Source organism: Dokdonella sp. (genome assembly GCF_019634775.1).
GTDB lineage: Bacteria > Pseudomonadota > Gammaproteobacteria > Xanthomonadales > Rhodanobacteraceae > Dokdonella.
In genome coordinates, this window is sequence record NZ_JAHCAS010000003.1 from 144,444 (window position 1) to 162,667 (window position 18,224).

The 18,224-nt window shown below is 67.4% G+C and carries 13 protein-coding genes; 5 read left to right on the plus strand and 8 right to left on the minus strand.

The genetic code is table 11. The features are described from left to right. Positions 1–237: 237 nt before the first annotated feature. The 5 genes from lpxK to KF907_RS14495 form a co-directional block, all read right to left on the minus strand. Entirely contained in the window at positions 238–1,236 is a 999-nt protein-coding gene (gene lpxK / locus KF907_RS14475; protein WP_291221502.1) for a tetraacyldisaccharide 4'-kinase, read from the minus strand. Then, positions 1,233–2,999, minus strand: a complete 1,767-nt coding sequence (msbA, locus tag KF907_RS14480) for a lipid A export permease/ATP-binding protein MsbA (RefSeq protein WP_291221504.1) — start codon at positions 2,997–2,999, stop codon at positions 1,233–1,235. Before msbA ends, lpxK begins: the two co-directional genes overlap by 4 nt. A gap of 37 nt (positions 3,000–3,036) precedes the next feature. Beyond that, positions 3,037–3,465 (minus strand): ExbD/TolR family protein, encoded by a 429-nt coding sequence (locus KF907_RS14485; protein WP_291221506.1) that lies wholly within the window; start codon positions 3,463–3,465, stop codon positions 3,037–3,039. A 10-nt stretch (positions 3,466–3,475) separates the two neighbouring features. Beyond that, the gene (locus KF907_RS14490) at positions 3,476–4,099 is read right to left on the minus strand and encodes a MotA/TolQ/ExbB proton channel family protein (RefSeq protein WP_291221508.1); all 624 of its coding nucleotides are present in this window, start codon (positions 4,097–4,099) and stop codon (positions 3,476–3,478) included. Between the two features lie 231 nt (positions 4,100–4,330). Beyond that, a complete protein-coding gene (locus KF907_RS14495; protein ID WP_291221510.1) occupies positions 4,331–6,655 on the minus strand; it encodes a DNA internalization-related competence protein ComEC/Rec2 in 2,325 nt (774 codons plus the stop codon). A gap of 173 nt (positions 6,656–6,828) precedes the next feature. On the opposite strand from KF907_RS14495, the gene KF907_RS14500 reads away from it, so the two are divergent. After that, a complete protein-coding gene (locus KF907_RS14500; protein WP_291221512.1) occupies positions 6,829–8,469 on the plus strand; it encodes an acetolactate synthase large subunit in 1,641 nt (546 codons plus the stop codon). A 125-nt stretch (positions 8,470–8,594) separates the two neighbouring features. Next, complete coding sequence (locus KF907_RS14505; protein WP_291221513.1) at positions 8,595–10,028, plus strand: aldehyde dehydrogenase family protein; 1,434 nt, start codon at positions 8,595–8,597, stop codon at positions 10,026–10,028. 141 nt (positions 10,029–10,169) lie between these two features. Here KF907_RS14505 and KF907_RS14510 read toward each other — a convergent pair whose 3' ends face one another. Further along, positions 10,170–12,509, minus strand: a complete 2,340-nt coding sequence (locus tag KF907_RS14510; RefSeq protein ID WP_291221516.1) for a tetratricopeptide repeat protein — start codon at positions 12,507–12,509, stop codon at positions 10,170–10,172. A 187-nt stretch (positions 12,510–12,696) separates the two neighbouring features. After that, positions 12,697–12,864, minus strand: coding sequence for a hypothetical protein (locus KF907_RS14515; RefSeq protein ID WP_291221517.1), 168 nt, complete (start codon positions 12,862–12,864; stop codon positions 12,697–12,699). On the opposite strand from KF907_RS14515, the gene KF907_RS14520 reads away from it, so the two are divergent. The 3 genes from KF907_RS14520 to KF907_RS14530 are packed head-to-tail and all read left to right on the plus strand — an operon-like array spanning position 12,863 to position 16,869. Next, entirely contained in the window at positions 12,863–14,794 is a 1,932-nt protein-coding gene (locus KF907_RS14520; RefSeq protein WP_291221519.1) for a Calx-beta domain-containing protein, read from the plus strand. The genes KF907_RS14515 and KF907_RS14520 overlap by 2 nt on opposite strands. Before the next feature lie 3 nt (positions 14,795–14,797). Beyond that, complete coding sequence (locus KF907_RS14525) at positions 14,798–15,127, plus strand: hypothetical protein (RefSeq protein WP_291221521.1); 330 nt, start codon at positions 14,798–14,800, stop codon at positions 15,125–15,127. Beyond that, entirely contained in the window at positions 15,124–16,869 is a 1,746-nt protein-coding gene (locus KF907_RS14530; protein WP_291221523.1) for a hypothetical protein, read from the plus strand. The genes KF907_RS14525 and KF907_RS14530 overlap by 4 nt, the downstream gene beginning before the upstream one ends. Positions 16,870–16,970: 101 nt before the next feature. Here the strand turns inward: KF907_RS14530 and KF907_RS14535 are convergent, their stop codons facing one another. Further along, positions 16,971–18,218 (minus strand): NAD(P)/FAD-dependent oxidoreductase, encoded by a 1,248-nt coding sequence (locus KF907_RS14535; RefSeq protein WP_343214763.1) that lies wholly within the window; start codon positions 18,216–18,218, stop codon positions 16,971–16,973. Positions 18,219–18,224: the final 6 nt, after the last annotated feature.

Here is an 18,224-nt window from a genome sequence, read left to right on the forward strand (position 1 = left end):
GGCACGCCGCCAACAGCCGCCCCCGAACGACCCGGACGACACACCGTCGAAACAATCCCAAGGTGGCTGCTGCAGCGCGACATGGATCGCACGCTAACCGAGGCTTTGCAGCGCTGTCAAGCACGGATTCACTGGTTGCGACTGCAACAATTCAGACCCGCGTTCGGACGTCTGGATGTCCATGCCCAGACGCATGTGCCAGGCCACCGTCGTCGCCCGCAGCGGCGCGCGATCGCTTCAGGGGCTGCGCGCCGCTCCCTTGCGCTGGCGCACCTGCTCGACCACGCGTTCGAGGAAGGCCTGCGGCAGATCCGCGCGCACCGGTACGCACCACCAGTCCGCACGCGCCCAATGCGCGCACTTGACCGCGTCCTTCTCGGTCATCAGCACCGGAAGGGCTTCGCCGAAGGCGAAGTCGGCCTCCGTCAGGGCGTGGTGGTCCGGCAAGGCATGCTCGACCACGACCACGCCGTGCGCGCGCAGTTGGGCGAAAAAACGCGCCGGATGACCAATACCGGCGACCGCGTGCACACGCTGCGCGGCGAAAGCAGCGAGGGGGCGCGAAGGTTCTGCACCGGCCAATGCCACGGCGATGTCGCCCTCGAGGCGCATCGGCACTTCGCCGGCAGCGGCCGGGCCACCATTGCAGACCACGAACGCCATTTCGGCCAGCCGTGCCACCGACTCGCGCAATGGGCCGGCCGGCAGCAGACGGCCGTTGCCGAAGCGGCGCTCGCCGTCGATCACGCAGATCTCGAGGTCACGCGCGAGCGAGAGGTTCTGCAGGCCATCATCGGCAATGACGACATCGACGCCTTGGGCGAGCAACAGGCGCGCAGCCCGGCCGCGGTCGCGCCCCACCGCCACCGGCACGCGCGTACGCCGCCGCAGGAGACTCGGTTCGTCGCCGACTTCGGCCGGATCGGGACGATCATCGAGCAGCAGCGGGGAACGCACGCGACCACCATAACCACGACTGACCACGCCCGGGCGGAAACCCTGCGCGCGCAGGGCCTCGACCAGGGCAATGACCAACGGCGTCTTGCCGGTACCGCCAACCGTGAGATTGCCGACGACAATGACCGGTACCGGCAGGCGCGTCACCCGCCGCAGGCCGAGCGTCCACGGCGCACGATCGAGCAGGCGCAGCCCTTGGTAGACCGGCACCAGCACGCGCAGCCACCATGGCACTGGTTCATGGCCGTACCAGATGCGTTCGATGCGCACCGCGTTCACGGATCAACGCCGGCGATCGCCGCTTCGCCGTCCTCGAAACGCACACGATGCAAGGCCGCGTAGCGCCCATCGCGCGCGATCAGCTCGGCGTGCGTGCCGCGCTCGACGACGAGTCCATCGTCGAGCACGACGATCTGGTCGGCATGCTCGACCGTCGACAGGCGGTGGGCGATGACGAGCACGGTGCGTTCGCGCATCAGGCGCGTCAGCGCATCCTGTACGAGACGTTCGGATTCGGTGTCGAGCGCGCTGGTCGCCTCGTCGAGAATCAGGACCGGCGCATCCTTGAGCAGGGCGCGCGCGATGGCGATGCGCTGGCGCTGCCCCCCCGAGAGCAGCGCCCCGCCCTCGCCGGCCTGCGCGTCGAGCCCGCCGGGCAGCCGCTCGATGAACTCCATTGCGTTCGCCGCACGCGCTGCAGCCTCGATCGCCTCGCGAGATGCGCCGGCCAGCGCGCCGTAGGCAATGTTGTTGGCGATGGTGTCGTTGAACAGCACCACGCGCTGCCCGACCCAGGCGATCTGCCGGCGCAGGCTGTCGAGCCGGTGATGCGCGAGTGGCACGCCGTCGAGCAGGACTTCGCCGGCATCGGCGTCGTAGAAGCGCGGGATCAGGCTGGCAAGGCTCGACTTGCCACTGCCGGAACGGCCGACCAAGGCAGTCACCGAACCCGGCGCACAACGCAGGCTGACTCCGCGCAGCGCCGGCTCGTCACGCCCTGGATAGCGCATGACCACGTCGCGCAGTTCGATCTCGCCGCGCACGCGCCCGACGTCGAGCGTGCCCTCGTCACGCTCGGGCGCGGCATCGATGATGGCGAACAGGTTCTGCGCAGCGGCGACGCCCCGCTGCATCATCGCCTGCACCGTGGTCAGGCGCTTGAGCGAAGGCAGCATGGTCAGCATGGCCGTGATCAGGGCCATGAATGCGCCCGGCGTCATCGTGTCGATCATCGACGGCCGCGTGGCAAAGAAAATGACCAGAGCGAGTGCACTGGCAGCAACGATCTGCACAACCGAGGTCGACAGCGCATTGGTCGCCGACACCTTGAGATTAAGGCGGCGGTTGCGCTCGTTGATCTCGCCGAAACGGCGGCGTTCGCCGTCCTGGCCGAGATAGACCTTGACCTCGCGATGGCCCTCGATGGCCTCGTCGACGATGCCGGTGACCGAACCGACCGAATGCTGGATCTTTCGGCTGATGCGCCGATAGCGGCGCCCGACCAGCCAGGCGACCGCGGCGATCAGCGGCGCCATGACGAACAGCAGCAGGGTGAGGCGGGCGCTGTACCAGAGCATGACACCGATCATGCCGAGCACGGTCAGGCTGTCGAGCACGAACACCTTGACCGCGTTCGTGCTCGCCTGTGCGACCTGTTCGACTGTGTAGGTCAGGCGCGCGATCATCTGTCCGGACGGCTCGCTGTCGTAATGGCTGGCCGGCAGATCGAGGTAGCGCGAGAACACTTCGCCGCGCAGGGTCTCGACCACCTCGCGTCCTATGCGCGCCAGACTGTAGTCGGCACAGAAGGTGGCGATACCGCGCACGACGAACAAGCCGACGATGATCAGCGGCATCCAGAAGATCGTGCGCGCATCGCGGTCGATGAACAGATGATCGAGCATTGGCTGGATCAGCCAGGCGAACAGCGCGGCGACGCCGGCATCGAACACCATGCCGGCAATGCCGGCGAACGCATACAGGCGATGGCGCGCGGCATAGCCGAGCAGGCGCCGGTAAGTGGCGAAGGCGCCGGCCGCCATCGCGCTCAGTCCACCCGCGCCGGAGTGGTCAGCACCGTCATCGGCTTCCCTGCGCCTTGGCCGGCGTGGTTGCGATGGTCAGCCGCTCGAAGCCAAGTTGACCGAGCGCATCCATCGCCGTGACCACGGCCTGATGTGGCGTCATCGCATCGGCACGCAACACGACCTGGCGCGCGCGATCATCACCGGCCACGCGCATGAGCGCTTCCTTGAGCGTCTCGACCGACGGACTCAACACCTCGTTGTTGTCGATGAAGTAGCGCCCCTCGGTATCCACGAGGATCGTCAACACACGGCTGTCCTGGTTACCCGCGTTGGCCGAGGCTTCGGGCAGGGTCACCTTCATGGCCGAGTGCTGCACGAAGGTCGTGGTCATGACGAAGAACATGAGCAGGGTCAGAAGGACATCGATCAACGGGATCACGTTGATCTCGAAGTCTTCCTCGCGGCGGCCGGCAATGCGCATCGTCGTGGCTTCAGCCGGCCGCGCGGGCTTCGCCGGCGATCGTCAATTCGTCGGTCAGCGCGAACACCTGCTTTTCCATGTCCACGACCAACCCGGACACGTGGCCGCGGAAGTAGCGATGGAAGAAGTACGCCGGGATCGCCACGCACAGGCCGCTGGCCGTGCATACCAGCGCCTCGCCGATACCGCCGGCCATCTTCAACGGATCGCCGACGCCACTGACCATGACCGCGAAAAACATGCGGATCATGCCGAACACGGTGCCGAGCAGGCCAAGCAATGGAGTGATCAACGCGATCGTGCCGAGCGTGTTGAGGAAGCGCTCCAGCCGATGCATGACGTGACGGCCGGCGTCCTCGACACGCTCCTTGATGACCTCGCGTGGGCGATTGCGCACATCGAGCGCAGCGGCGAGCAGTTCACCGAGCGGTGAATTGCGGCGCAGGGCATCGATGTGCTGCGGATCGAGCTTGCGCGTTCGCGCCCAGCTCAATACCTGCTCGCCGAGTTCGGGCGGCACGACCGACTTGCGCCGCAGGGTCCAGAACCGCTCGAGGATGATCGCCAGGGCCACCGCCGAACAGATCAGGATCGGGATCATTGCCCAACCGCCGGCTATCAGGATTTCAAGCACTTGCAACCACTCCATGCAGGAAACGGACGCCGCGCCCGGTATCGACCCGGCGCGGCCGCAGGATGATAGCAGGCGAGTCGGGGATGGCTTGTGGCAGGGGACCACATTCGTGGCGTGGACCCCAGTGACGTCATGCCGGCGCAGGCTGGCATCCGGCTCCTGCGGCATTGGTTCTCCGGACGAAAAACCAACGCAACAATCGCATTCCGACCGCCAGCAGCACGCCCAATCTCATTCGAACCTCCACCACGCCCCGCGCATCTCCCGACAACGCCGCACTCCTCCTCCATCCCGCGCAAAGCGACGTTCCAGGCAACCCGAAAATGCGGTGCTCTCCAGCCTGATGCCGCGCTCGCGATAGCGCGCGACGACGTCGGCGTGCGGATGGCCGAAACGGTTGCGATGGCCGGCGGAGATCCAGGCTTCGTCCGGCTTCAGCGCGTCGAGGAACGCGGCCGACGAGGCCGTGCGGCTGCCGTGGTGCGGCACGCTGGCGAGCAGGGGGCGCGGGACCGTGCCGACGTCGGCAGCGATGGCCGGCTCGATGCGCGCCGAGATGTCCCCGGTCAACAACAGCGATCCATGCGGCCCCGATACCAGCAACACGCAGGAGCGGTCGTTGCCCTTGCCGGCCGCGGACGGCGGCGGCAGCAGGTGGAAGCCGACATCGTTCCATGACCACGTCTCACGTTCACTGCAAGGCTCGGCCGGCAGGCGCAGGCGTGCAGGCTCGCCGGCCGTGATGGCTGCACGCGGAAACGCGAGGTGCACGGCTTCGACGCCGCCGGCGTGGTCGTTGTCGCCGTGGCTGACCACGATGCGTTCAAGTGCATGCACGCCGAGCGCGCGCAAGGACGGCACGACGATCGCCTCGCCGACATCAAAGCCACCCGGATGGCGCGCGCCGGTGTCGTAGACCAGGGCATGGTCCTGCGTGCGCACGAGCACGGCCAGCCCCTGTCCGACATCGAGCATCGTCACCGAGAAGTCCCCCGTTGCCAGCGGTGCACGCGCCGGCAACAGCATCGGCAGCACGAGGATGACGCCGCACCCGCGCAGCGGCACGCCACGCGGCAACGCCAGCCAGGCGAGGCCGACGAGGGCCAACGCGAACGACCACGCCGGCGCGTCGGGAAACCCGGATTGCGCGAACGGCCAGTCGGCCATTGTCTTCATCAGCCACCAGCACGGACGCAGCGACAGTTCGGCCAGGTGCAGCAAGGGCACGCCAAGCGCCGGCGCGATCATCAGCAACAGGCTCGCCGCGACCGTCACCGGCACGACGATGAAACTGATCCAGGGTACCGCCACGAGATTGGCCAGTGGCCCGACCAGGGAGGCCTGACCGAAGAACCACACGCTCAATGGCAACAGACTCAGGCTCAGCCACAATTGCGCGCGCGGCATGTCGCGCCACGCCGGTCGCTCGTCGCCGACCGGCGTGGTCACCGCGAGCAGGATCGCCACACCGGCGAACGACAGCCAGAACCCCGCCGACAGTACCGCCAGCGGATCCCAGGCGACGACCGCCAGCGCGGCAAGCCCGAGAGCCTGCGGCACACTGCTGCCGCGCCGGGCGAATCGCGCCACCAGGGCGATCGCGATCATGAGCAGGGTGCGCAGAGTCGGCAGCCCCATGCCGGCGAGCAGGCCATAGCCGAAGGCGCAGAGCAACGCGACCGGCGCCTCGACCAGCGGCCCCGGCAGGCGCGTGACCAGGCGCGGCCAGCATTTCCATGCGCGCCGCGCGAGCCAGGCACCGAACGCAGCGAACATGCCGACGTGCAGACCCGAGATCGCGATCAGGTGGCCGATGCCGGTTGCACGCAGGACGCGCCAGTCAGCCTCGACGATACCCGACTGGTCGCCAACCGCGAGCGCACGCAGCAGCGTGGCCGCAGTGCCCATATCGAGTTCGCGATCGATCGCCGCGACGATGTGCGCGCGTGTGCGGTCGATGCAGTTCGCGGCGCCATCGTCGAGCTTCGCGTTCACGTTCGAACGCCGCACATAGCCAACCGCAACGCGACCGCGCTGCGCGGCATTGCGTTCGCTGTCGCCGTGGCCAGGGTTGACCAGGCCGCGCGGCGGACGCAAGCGCAGCACGAGCCGCCAGCGCGAACAGGCCTCGAGCACGGGCGCATCGTCGTACCAGGCCAAGCGTGCCGGCCCGCCAAGGGCGATCGGTTCGCCGTCGAGTTCGGCCCGCTCGATTCGGAACTCGAAACGCGTGCCGTCGGCACCGACGCGCGGCAGGTCGCCGATCGTTCCGGTGACGACGAAATCGCGGCCATGCAGTGACACCGGCAGACGCGCATCGAGCCAACCGTCGGCGCGCACGATGGTCCAGGCGAAGCCGAGCACGAACCACAACGGCACCCGATCGCCGTATCGATGACAGATGGCAACGCACGCGGCAATGACCAGCAACGGCATCACCGTCGGCACCGGCAGGAACGGCAGCGCCTGCACGGCCACCGCACCAGCCAGGGCGGCAGCTGCGCGCGATGGCGTCAACGCCGGCAGACGCCAACCGTGGGGGATTCCGAGTCGCATCCCTGCGTGCATCACGCCTCCTTCCTGGAGCGGTCCGCCGACGGCGGGTGTCCGATTGTGAACCAGCCTGCAGGCAGATGCGAGCCACGCGGCGCTCGGCGTGCACTGCCCCTTCCCTTGTCCACGCTCGCTGCGACGCCCACAATGCCGCAAGCCGCGAAGGAGCCATCTGCATGAAAGCCTCCGATCTGTTCGTCAAGGCACTCGAAGCCGAAGGCGTGCAATACGTGTTCGGCATTCCCGGCGAGGAAAACCTCGATCTGCTCGAATCGCTGCGCAATTCATCGATCAGGTTGATCCTCACCCGCCACGAACAGGCCGCCGGCTTCATGGCCGCAACCTACGGTCGCCTGACCGGCAAGGCCGGCGTCTGTCTCGCCACACTCGGCCCCGGCGCGACCAACTTCGTGACCTCTGCCGCCTACGCCCAACTCGGCGGCATGCCGATGCTCATGCTCACCGGGCAGAAACCAGTGAAGCTGTCCAAGCAGGGACATTTTCAGATCGTCGACGTGGTCGACATGATGCGCCCACTGTCCAAGTACACGCGCCAGATCGTTTCCGCCGACAATATCCCGGCTCGCGTACGTGAGGCTTTCCGCCGCGCCGAGGACGAACGCCCCGGTGCCGCGCACCTGGAACTGCCCGAGGACATCGCACGCGACCCGACCGATGCGATCCTGATCCCGGCCAGTTACAGCCGCCGCCCGGTGGCCGACGAAAAAGCCGTCGATCGCGCGATCGCGGCGATCCGCGAGTCGAAACGCCCGCTGCTGATGATCGGCGCGGGTGCGAACCGCAAGACCAGCAGCCGCATGCTGCGCGATTTCGTCGACTACACCGGCATTCCGTTCTTCACCACGCAAATGGGCAAGGGCGTGCTCGACGAGAACCATCCGCTGTGGCTCGGCAATGCCGCGCTGTCGGATGGCGACTTCGTGCACCGCGCGATCGAACATGCCGACTGCATCATCAACGTCGGCCACGACGTCATCGAGAAGCCACCGTTCTTCATGCGCCGCGGCCTGCGCACGGTCATCCACGTCAACTACCTCGGCGCCGAGGTCGACACCGTGTACTTCCCGCAGATCGAAGTCGTCGGCGACATCGCCAACACGATCTGGCGCCTGCGCGAAGGCATCGACCCGCAGTCGCACTGGGACTTCTCCTACTGCGACACCGTGCGCAGCCACCTTGAGGCGCATCTCGCCAAGGGCCGCGACGACGCGCGTTTCCCGATGTACCCGGTGCGCATCGTCGACGACGTGCGCAAGGTCATGCCAGACGACGGCATCCTCTGCCTCGACAACGGCATGTACAAGCTATGGTTCGCACGCTACTACCGATGCAGCCTGCCGAACACCCTGCTGCTCGACAATGCACTGGCGACGATGGGCGCCGGCCTGCCATCCGCGATCGGCGCGAAGATCGTCCATCCGAATCGCAAGATCGTCGCCGTCGCCGGCGACGGCGGCTTCATGATGAACTCGCAGGAGATCGAGACCGCGGTGCGCCTCGGCCTCGACCTCGTCGTGCTGCTGCTGCGCGACGATGCCTACGGCATGATCAAGTGGAAGCAGGCGCACATGCATTTCCCGAACTTCGGCATGGACATGGGCAACCCGGATTTCATCGCCTACGCCGAGAGCTACGGCGCGCACGGCCACCGTCCGCAGAGCGCGGACGAATTCGCCCCGCTGCTCGCGCGCTGCCTCAACACGCCGGGCGTGCACCTGATCGACCTGCCGATCGACTACTCCGACAACGACCGCGTACTCAATCGCGAGATCAAGGAACTGAGCGCGGCGATCTGACGCCTCCTCCACTACTCCGCAGGTGCCCGTTCACGGGCTCCTGCAAGGAGCGATTCGAGCCGCGGCGTTTCCACATCATCCACCCGGATTCCGCGAACCGGGCGACGTGCCACCAGGAGCGCGAGATGCTCAAACCCGCCTACCCCTACTACCTCGCCAACGCAGCGGTACACGCCAACACCGATCTCGAAGTCACCGACAAGTACACCGGTGAGGTCGCCACGCGCGTGGCCATGGCCGATGCGAAGGCGATCGACGCCGGCATCGCCGCAGCGGTCGGGGCAACCGAACCCATGCGCCGCTTCACGCCGTACCAGCGCCAGGCCGTGCTCGAGCACTGCGTCGCGCGCTTCCGCGAGCGGTTCGAGGAAATGGCGATGGCGCTGTGCATCGAGGCCGGCAAGCCGATCAGGGACGCGCGCGGCGAAGTCACGCGCCTGATCGACACCTTCAAGGTCGCCGCCGAGGAAGCCGTGCGCATCGACGGCGAGACGATCAACCTCGAGATTTCGCCACGCGCCAAGGGTTACCGCGGCTTCACGAAGAGGGTTCCGATCGGACCATGCTCGTTCATCTCGCCATTCAATTTCCCGCTCAATCTCGCCGCGCACAAGATTGCGCCGGGCATCGCCGCCGGCTGCCCGTTCGTGCTCAAGCCGGCCAGCCGCACGCCGATCGGTGCACTGATCATCGGTGAGATCCTTGCCGAAACGGACCTTCCGAAAGGCGCGTTCTCGATCCTGCCCGCGCATCGGGACGGCGCGGATCTGTTCACCACGGACGATCGCCTCAAGCTGCTCTCGTTCACCGGCTCACCCTCGGTCGGCTGGGACCTCAAGGCACGCGCCGGCAAGAAGAAGGTCGTGCTCGAACTCGGCGGCAATGCGGCCTGCATCGTCGACGCCGACCAGCGCGCACGTCTCGACCTGGTGGTCGAGCGCCTGGTGTTCGGCGCGTTCTACCAGTCCGGGCAGAGCTGCATCGGCGTGCAGCGCATCCTCGTGCAGGAAGACCTCTATCCCGAACTGCGCGAGCGCCTCGTCGCGGCGACCAGAAATCTCGTTGCCGGCGACCCCAAGGACGAAAACACCTTCGTCGGCCCGATGATCGACGAGAAGGAAGCCAAGCGTCTCGACGACTGGATCCAACAGGCTGTCGCCGCCGGCGCGAACCTGCTCTGCGGCGGCACACGCCACGGCACGATGCTCGAGGCGACCCTGCTCGAGAACGTCGACCCCGCTCAATCCATCAGCTGCATGGAAGCCTTCGGCCCGGTCGCCGTGCTGCAGCCATATCGCGACTTCGACGAGGCGATCCGCATCGTCAACGACAGCACGTTCGGCCTGCAGGCCGGCCTGTTCACCAACGACATCAACAAGGCCATGCACGCCTGGGACGAACTCGATGTCGGCGGCGTGCTGATCGGCGACGTGCCGAGCTTCCGCGTCGACAACATGCCCTATGGCGGCGTCAAGGATTCCGGCCTCGGTCGCGAGGGCATCCGCTATGCGATCGAGGACATGACCGAATTGCGCCTGCTCGTCATCCGCGACCGATAGGGATGCCCTGATCAATCCCACAACGGCGTTCCCGTCCTGGGCGGTGCCGGCCCAAGCAGGTGTGGCCACGCGGGACTCACCGCACGGTCCATCCCGCTTCGCGGGGAGCAGGCCGCTGGCGGACGCCGGTAGATGGATGCCTCAGTGGCGTGCCGGGCCGGTCGATGATGTACCGACGAGATCCCGCCACAGCGCCTCGTCATCCGGGCGCCAGAATTCGCCGGCCAGGTCGCGTTGCTGGCGCAGCCAGTACGTGGCGCGCTCGCGATCGTTGCGCGCCAGGGCGTGGCGCACCAGGGCGTGGCGCGCCATGGCGGCAGCGGCATGAGTCCGCTTGCCGGCTCGTTCACAGTCAGCCAAGGCCTGCACCGCTTCGTCGCCATCACCGACACCGTCCGCGACACCGATCCGCGCGCATTGGGCACGCGCGAGCAGTTCGACATCGTTGAGCTCTCTTGCCAGCGCCAGCGCGCGGTCCAGGCCGGTCGGCACCGATTGTGCGGCTGAATCGGGCAGGCTCGCCTGGATCAGGAGTGCTTCGGCCTCCAGCGCACGGTCGCCCTGCTCGCCGGCTGCCGCCAGCGCTGCGGCTACCGCAGCGAGGGCAGCGTCGGGATCGCCGTGCATGGCGGCCAATTGGGCACGCTCCAGATCGACACGAATCAGGCCACGATGGTCGTTGGCCGCGTGACACGAACGTGCGGCATCGTCGAGGTCACGGCGTGCCCCATCGGGATCGCCGCGCAAGCGCGCGATCCATGTCAACTTGAGGTGGGCCAAACAAAGGGCGGCGGCATTGTCGGCGCTGCGTGCCGCGGCCAGGCTGCGACTGATCGCGGCCTGCGCGTCGGTCAGCCGGCCCTGCGCGACCAGCGCATTGCCCAGTCGCGCCAAGGTGTCGGATTCGAGCAGCGGGTCGCGATGAAGCTCGAAGATGGCCGCAGCGCGCGCATAGCTCGCCTGAGCGGCGACCGGACGGTCACGCGCCATGTCGATGCTCGCCATGGCCGCCAGACTCTGGGCGAGATCGTGTTCCTGGCCCAGCGCCTGACGGATTTCCAGGCTGCGCGTGATCCATGCCGCGGCCTCGTCGTGGCGACCACGGTCCAGGGCGAGAATGCCCAGATTCTTGCTGACGCGGGCGATCTCGGCCTGTTGCCCTGCCTGTTCGAAAGCCGAAAGCGAGCGGCGCAGCGCAGCTTCGGCGTCATCGAAGTTGCCACGCAGCGCCGCAAGACTGCCCAGGTTCCCCTCCACGGCGGCACGGCGCAGGCCGTCGTTGTCACCATTGAACAGCGCCGCTGCCGAAGTGATCAGTGCCTGAGCGTCGTCCAGGCGGCCCTCACGCCAGGCGAGGATGCCTTGCCCCACCAGCGCTTGTCCCTCGTACAGGCGATCGCCACGCGCCCGAGCGAGCTGCGCCAGCTCGTCCAGCGTCGCGCGCCATTCGTCGTTGCGGCGCAAGACCTGCAAGGCAAGACTCAGCTGGTAGCGGCTGGCCAGCAGCTGCGGGTCGGCGGCGATGGCCGCCTGCAGGTGATGTCGCGCGGTTTCGGCGTCCCCCCCCAGGCGCGCATCGACGCCGCGTGCGTGCGCCTCGTTGGCGAAGGCGATGCTCGACAAAGGAGCCGAATGGCTCGTGCCGTTGTCCGGCAGGAGGTGGCGGGTTGCATGTGCGGTGGCAGCCAGCGCCAGCGTCGCCGGGTGCTCGCCGGCCAGGTGGATGGTGTTGCTGGCGCCATTGCCGAGCACCACCAGTTCCACCTGCAGGCCATCGTCGGCCCGCAGCAGGCGACCGGCGAAGACCTGGCTGGCACCAGCAGCGCTGCCCAGATACTCCGCCTGGGCGCGGGTGTCGGTGAGATCGGGGCGGGCGTCGAGCAGGCTGCGGATGCTGGCTGGCGACAGGGGCTCGATGTGGCGGTCACTGGCGATGGCATCGGCGACCAGGCCTTGCAAGCCACGTCGCGCCCAGTCCAGCCCGTTGTCGCCACTGTCGTTGCGCCAGGGCAGCACCGCGATGCGCAAGGGATCGCGAGCCGCCTCGCGTTGCTGCCAGATCATGCCCATGCCGATGCCGGCCAGCAGCAGCAGTGCCGCGCCAGCCAGACGGCCCCAGCGTCGCCGCGACAATGATGTCGGTGTCACGGCCGCGGCATGCTCTGCCTCGACCGGCAATACCGGCTCAACCGGTCCGATGTAGCGGTAGCCGGTACCGCGGACAACGTCGATCCAGGCCGGGTCACCGCCACCGGCGGCCAGCGCCCGACGCGCCTTGGACACAGCCTGGGCGATGACCGAATCGGAAGCGATGTCGCGACCCCAGACCGAGACCAGCAGATCATCCTTGCTGACCACGCGCTCGCGCTCGGCAACCAGGCACGCCAGCACATCGAAGGCCTTGCGCTCGAGTGGCACCGGCTGCCCGTCGCTGCCATACAAACGCAGTTCGCGCAGGCTCAGACGCAGCGCGGCGAGCATAAATCCGTCCGTCCGGTTGCTGGATCTGCCTTCGCTATTGACCATGCCGCCCGTCTCCGTGCCTGTCCCTGAGCGCCCCCACGACCACATGCCGGCGGTCCTGCACCGGCGAGACCCGGTGGCAAGGCTACATCGGCACGGCCGTCCGGGCGACCGTTGAGCTGGCAAGGCGAACGATGGGGGCTGGTCATGGCACCCGCAGCATCACGGCGAACGGGTGCTCCTGCTTGATGCTGGATTGAAGAATGTTCTCGCCGCCCGAGAACGATTCTTCAAGCAAGTTCATCACGGCTTCAAGCAACACGATACGCGCAAGCGCAGCCTGAGCGGCACATCCACTTGGGGATATCGGCATGACCCACGCATCCGTCCTCTCCGCCTCGCGTGCCCGCGACCGCGGATCATCACGTGCGCCCTTGCAGCAAACGCTGGCCTTGCTGGCGGCGCTGATCGCCGCGCCGCTGTCGGCGGCCACCCATACCGTCATCAACGCCAACGACGCCGGCCCCGGCAGCCTGCGTCAGGCCATTCTCGATGCCAACGCCAACCCCGGTGCCGACAGCATCGTGTTCGCCATCCCCGGCAGCGGCACCCACACCATCGCCTTGCAGACCGCCCTGCCGGCGATCACCGACACCGTGCTCATCGACGGCTGGAGCCAGCCCGGCGCCAGCAGCAACAGCCTCGTCAATGGCTGGAATGCGCAGACCCGGATCGAACTGGACGGCATGGCCCTGCCCAGCAGCTTGCGGGGCCTGCAGCTGGCCAGCGGCGACGGCAGCCAGGTGCGCGGCCTGTCGTTGTACAACTTCGCTGCCGTCACCATCGGCATCGAAGCCAACGACGCCGTGATCATCGGCAACCTGGTCGGCATCCGCGCCGACGCCCGCACGCACGGCAGCCGTGGCTACGCTGGCCTGCTCGGCAGCCAAGGTGCCATCGAGGCCTATCGCTCCGCGCCCAATCGCGGGCACAACATCCGCATCGGAGGCCCGGCGCCTTCCGACCGCAACCTGGTCGGTGGTGTCACCCATGGCATCAGCGCGTCCTATGGCGCCGGCAACATCGAAAACACGGTAATCGAAAACAACTGGATCGGCCTCGACGGCACCGGCCTGGGCGTGATATCGACCAGAGCCGGCATCTTCGTCATCGGTGGTACCGGTACGGTAATCCGCGACAACGTGGTGGTGGTGACGAATCTCGGACCGTTCAATGGTTCGGGCCTGGGCATCAACCTGCACTGGAACACGACCGGAGCGGTGGTCCAGGGCAACCGCCTGGGTGTCGACCCGGTCGGTGACGGCATCGTCGTCGGTCTGATCCCGATCGGCATTTCCACTTACGGCATCCACGTCAGCCACAACAGCGTCCAGGACGTTCTGATCGGCGCCGAGGACGATCCGACCGCGGCCAACCTGATCGCGCACACCGGCAACAAAGCGATTGTCGTCGAAGGCACGCCGAAGCGGATCCGGATGGCCGGCAACCGCATTCCGGAAGTGGAAGGTCTGGTCCGGTTCGCCATCGACCTGTTGTTGCCCAGCGGCCCGAACAGCAACGATCCGCTGGACGCCGACACCGGTGCCAACGAACTGCAGAACCACCCCGAGCTGGTTTCGGCGACCACCGCCGGCAGTACCACCCAAGTGCTGGGCACCCTGCATTCCGCGCCCCAGACCACGTTCCGCGTCGAACTGTTCGAGGCCACCGCGTGCAGCGCCTATGGGCGCGGCCTGGCGGCGCGGATGGTGACCGCGCAGGACGTGACCACCAACGCTGCCGGCGATGCCAACATAGCCGTGCTGGTGCCGGCGATTGCCGCTGGTCGCTTCCTCAGCGCCACCGCCACCGACCCGGACGGCAATACCTCGGAGCTGGGGCCATGCCTGGCGGTGAGTGGCGGGCCGGCTCCAGGTGCGCTGCGTTTCAGTGCCGGCCGCTACCCGGTGGCGGAGAACCACGGACCGGTACTGCTCACCGTCGAGCGCGTCAACGGCAGCGATGGCGCGGTCAGCGTGCGCGTCGCCAGCGAGGACGCGACCGCGCAGGCCGGCGCCGACTATCAGGGCATCGACACCGTGCTGAGCTGGGCCGATGGCGAATCAGGCCCGCGCACGCTGGCGATGGACATCGCCTTCGACCTGGTCGAGGAACCGACCGAACACTTCGCCGTGCGCCTGCGCGAACCGACCGGCGGCGCAGCGCTGGGCACGTTCAGTGGCACGGTGGTGGTGATCGCCAACGTGCCCGACGTGATTCTCTTCGACGGCTTCGAGGGCTGACCCATGCGCCTGCCCCATTGGCTTGCACTGGCGGCGATCGCCGCACCTGCCGCCAGTTTCGCCAGCGGCACCGATGGTCAAAGCGGTACGAACGCCAACGTCCAGATTCCGTGGTCCAGCGCCGATGCCGGCGCCGCGGTACTGGAAAGTGGCGGTCTGCGCCTGTCCGCCACCATCGGCCAGCCCGATGCGCCCACGATCACCGTGGTGCAGGGCGGTCCGCTGCGCCTGCGTGCCGGCTACTGGCTGACACCCGGCGAACACACGGATCTGATCTTCGCCAACGGCTTCGAAACGTACCTGCCCAACGTCGAACAAGGAGAGACGCCATGAACCGCCTGATCCCGCACATCGCATGGCTGCTGCTGTCGGCGCTGGCCGCCACCGCCCATGCCGACGATGCCTTGGTCGTCAGCTACGAGGAGCTGATGGCGACACGCGGCGAGCTGCCGACCGACACCTTCAGCTACCAGGGCGAGCTGGTCGCCGACGGTGTGCCGGTCAACGGGCCGACCACCTTCACGTTCAGCTACTGGGATGCGTCCAGCGGCGGATCGGTCTTCGGTGCGCCGTTGACGATCACCAACGTACCGGTCCTGGCCGGACGCTTCTCGCTGGCCCTGCCGGTGATGTTTCCCACTGGCACTCAGCTCGTCTACATGCAGGTGGCGGTCGAACACGGCGATCCGCCGCAGAGCGTCGTGATGGGTCGTCAGCCGGTCATGGCCTCGCCGTTTGCGACCTACGCCCACCAGGCTGGCCAGGCCAATTCGGCGCAGAATGCGGTCAATGCGCAGAATGCGGTTAATGCGCAGAACGCAGTCAATGCGCAGAACGCAGTCAATGCGCAGAACGCAGTCAATGCGCAGACGGCCGCGTCGGCAAACCTGGCGTATAGCGCCGTCGACGCGCTCTTCGCCCAGGCGCCATGGCGGACCGATGACAACGGGTTGCACTACAACGGCGGACGTGTCGGTATCGGCACCAGTGTACCCGCGGCCCGCATGGACCTGCTTTTGGCGCCGTCGGTGACCGATACGATCGGCTTGCAGGTGCGTCACCACGGACCGGTCAACACCTCCGGTATCCGGGCCGAAGTGGTCGGCACCGGCAGCGGTGGCGCAGCAGCCACCGCGGTGGCTGCCATCGCCAGCGCCACCAGTGGCAGCACCATCGGCGTGCACGCCAACAACGCCAGCAGTGGCGGACTGGGTGTTTTCGCCTACGCCCAGGCCACCAGCGGCAACACCATCGGCGTGCTGGGTCGCAGCGCCAGCCCCGCCGGCACCGCCGTGCGTGCGTGGAGTTCGGCGACCAGCGGCAACGCCAACTACGCGCTGAGCGCACGCAACGACAGTGCGGACGGCTTCGCTGGTCATTTCGTCGGCGGTCGCAACTATTTCCAGGGCCGCACCGGCATCGGCCTGGACAATCCGTCCGACCGCCTGCACGTCGCGGCGCCGGCCGGGGAGTCGGCGCTGCGGGTGCAGGTCGACGGCACCACGCGCCTGCGCGTGCATGCCAACGGTGGCGTGGCCGTGGGCGTCAACACAACCCCGCCACCTGCGGGCCTGTACGTCGAAGGACCGATCCAGACCGCGCCGGTGACGCGTTGGCTCAGCATCGATGGGCGCACGTTCACAGTGAACAATGACCGCTGGATCGCTAGCGACACAGGTGGACGCGGCGGCCCTGCGCAATACATCCGTCTGGTCGCCGCCGCACGCAGCGTGAATTCCAGTGCGCCCGTACAGTTGCCCCACGGCGCGGTGATCACCGGTCTGCATGCCTGGGTAAACGACAGTTCCCCCGATCACGATGTCACTGTCCGCCTGTTGCGACGCAGCCATGCGAGCGGCGCCGCGGTGCAGATGGCCTCAGTCAACAGTACCGGCGTTCAGGCTGGCGTCATCCCCTTGCAGGTCGTCAGCATCGGCAACGCAACCGTGGATAACCAGAACCACGCCTACTACCTGCACGCCGAGTGGGGCGCCGAGCAGACGCTCGCGCTGGCGGAGCGCACGGCGCTGTTGTCGGTACGGATCACCTACACGGTGAGTTCACCGACGCCATGAACGCGGCCAGCCCGACCGGAGCGATGCCACGACTGCCTGAAGCCGTTTCCTGCCACGGGTACGTCGGTGAAAGCGGACTAAGGCGACCGCCGGCAGCACCATCACCCGAACCGCGCCAACCGGTATGCCGTGGGATCGATCGAGGTCGGCTGACCGGACAACAGCTCGCCGACCAGCTTGCCGGTCAGCGCCGACATGGTCACGCCGAGCATGCCATGGCCGGTGGCGAGACAGAGGTTGTCGATGCCGGGAGTCACGCCGACGATCGGCAGGTCGTCCGGCGTCATCGGCCGCCATCCATACCAGTCTTCCTGGCGTTGCGCGCCTTCCGGTTCGCGGAGATAGCGCTCCGCGCCGTGGCGCAACGCGTCGAGGCGAGTGCGGTTGAGCGAGCTGTCGTAGCCGGCGAACTCCATCGTGCTGCCAAGGCGGTAGCCGTCGGCCCAGGTCGTGACGCAGACGCTGGCTTCGCGCAGGACGATCGGCAGGTGCGGCGCGAGCGTTGGACGCGAGTACGTGATCGAGTAGCCCTTGCCAGGCTGGATCGGCAGGTGCAGGCCCAGTTTGCGCGCGAGCAGCGGCGACCAGGCACCGAGCGCGAACACGACATCGCGCGGACGATACGCAAAACCATCGCCGATGACCGCCGTGATGCGCGCACCGGCACGCTCGAAGCCGGTGACGCGGGCGTTCTCGACCAGATGGCCACCACGTGCACGGACACTGGCGGCAAGGCCGGCAACGTAGCGATCCGGGCGCAGGCTGGCATCGCCAGGGAAGAAATAGCCCCCGGCCACACCCGGCTTCAATGCCGGTTCGCGCGCTTCGATTTCGGCACCATCGAGCACGTCGACGGAAATGCCGACATCACCGAGCGCGCGCGGCAGCCATTGCGATCGTGCGTACTCGCGGGCGTCGCGGTAGACATACAGCGTGCCATCGGCGCGGAAACCGCAATCGATGCCTTGGTCACGCACGAGCGCCTCGATCAACTGGCGCGACTGCACGAGGAACGGCGCCTTGGCCGCGGTGATGCGCACGAAGTCGCGCCAGTTGCACAGGCGTGCGCTGCGCGTAAACCAGCGCCAAAGTGCCGGATCGAAGCGCGGAACTACGCGCAGCGGAGCATCGGCCTTGAACATCCAGCGCAGCGCGTGACCGATCGTGCCCGGCATGGCCAGCGGCGTGGCATGGCTCGGCGTCAGCGTGCCGCAGTTGCCGTACGAACTGCCGCCACCGATGCGGCCCTGCTCGAGAACAGTGACCGCACGTCCGCCAGCAAGCAGGTAGTGTGCGCAGGCCAAGCCGATCACGCCACCGCCAAGGATCAGCACATCGCAATCGCGCATCGTCAT

Bases quoted from the DNA above. Each gene is read 5' to 3' on its own strand.
- msbA (WP_291221504.1), bottom strand. From the start codon at position 2,999: ATGGCGGCCGGCGCCTTCGCCACTTACCGGCGCCTGCTCGGCTATGCC.
- KF907_RS14485 (WP_291221506.1), bottom strand. From the start codon at position 3,465: ATGCGCATTGCCGGCCGCCGCGAGGAAGACTTCGAGATCAACGTGATC.
- KF907_RS14495 (WP_291221510.1), bottom strand. From the start codon at position 6,655: ATGCGACTCGGAATCCCCCACGGTTGGCGTCTGCCGGCGTTGACGCCA.
- KF907_RS14500 (WP_291221512.1), top strand. From the start codon at position 6,829: ATGAAAGCCTCCGATCTGTTCGTCAAGGCACTCGAAGCCGAAGGCGTG.
- KF907_RS14505 (WP_291221513.1), top strand. From the start codon at position 8,595: ATGCTCAAACCCGCCTACCCCTACTACCTCGCCAACGCAGCGGTACAC.
- KF907_RS14510 (WP_291221516.1), bottom strand. From the start codon at position 12,509: ATGCTCGCCGCGCTGCGTCTGAGCCTGCGCGAACTGCGTTTGTATGGC.
- KF907_RS14520 (WP_291221519.1), top strand. From the start codon at position 12,863: ATGACCCACGCATCCGTCCTCTCCGCCTCGCGTGCCCGCGACCGCGGA.
- KF907_RS14515 (WP_291221517.1), bottom strand. From the start codon at position 12,864: ATGCCGATATCCCCAAGTGGATGTGCCGCTCAGGCTGCGCTTGCGCGT.
- KF907_RS14525 (WP_291221521.1), top strand. From the start codon at position 14,798: ATGCGCCTGCCCCATTGGCTTGCACTGGCGGCGATCGCCGCACCTGCC.
- KF907_RS14530 (WP_291221523.1), top strand. From the start codon at position 15,124: ATGAACCGCCTGATCCCGCACATCGCATGGCTGCTGCTGTCGGCGCTG.
- KF907_RS14535 (WP_343214763.1), bottom strand. From the start codon at position 18,218: ATGCGCGATTGCGATGTGCTGATCCTTGGCGGTGGCGTGATCGGCTTG.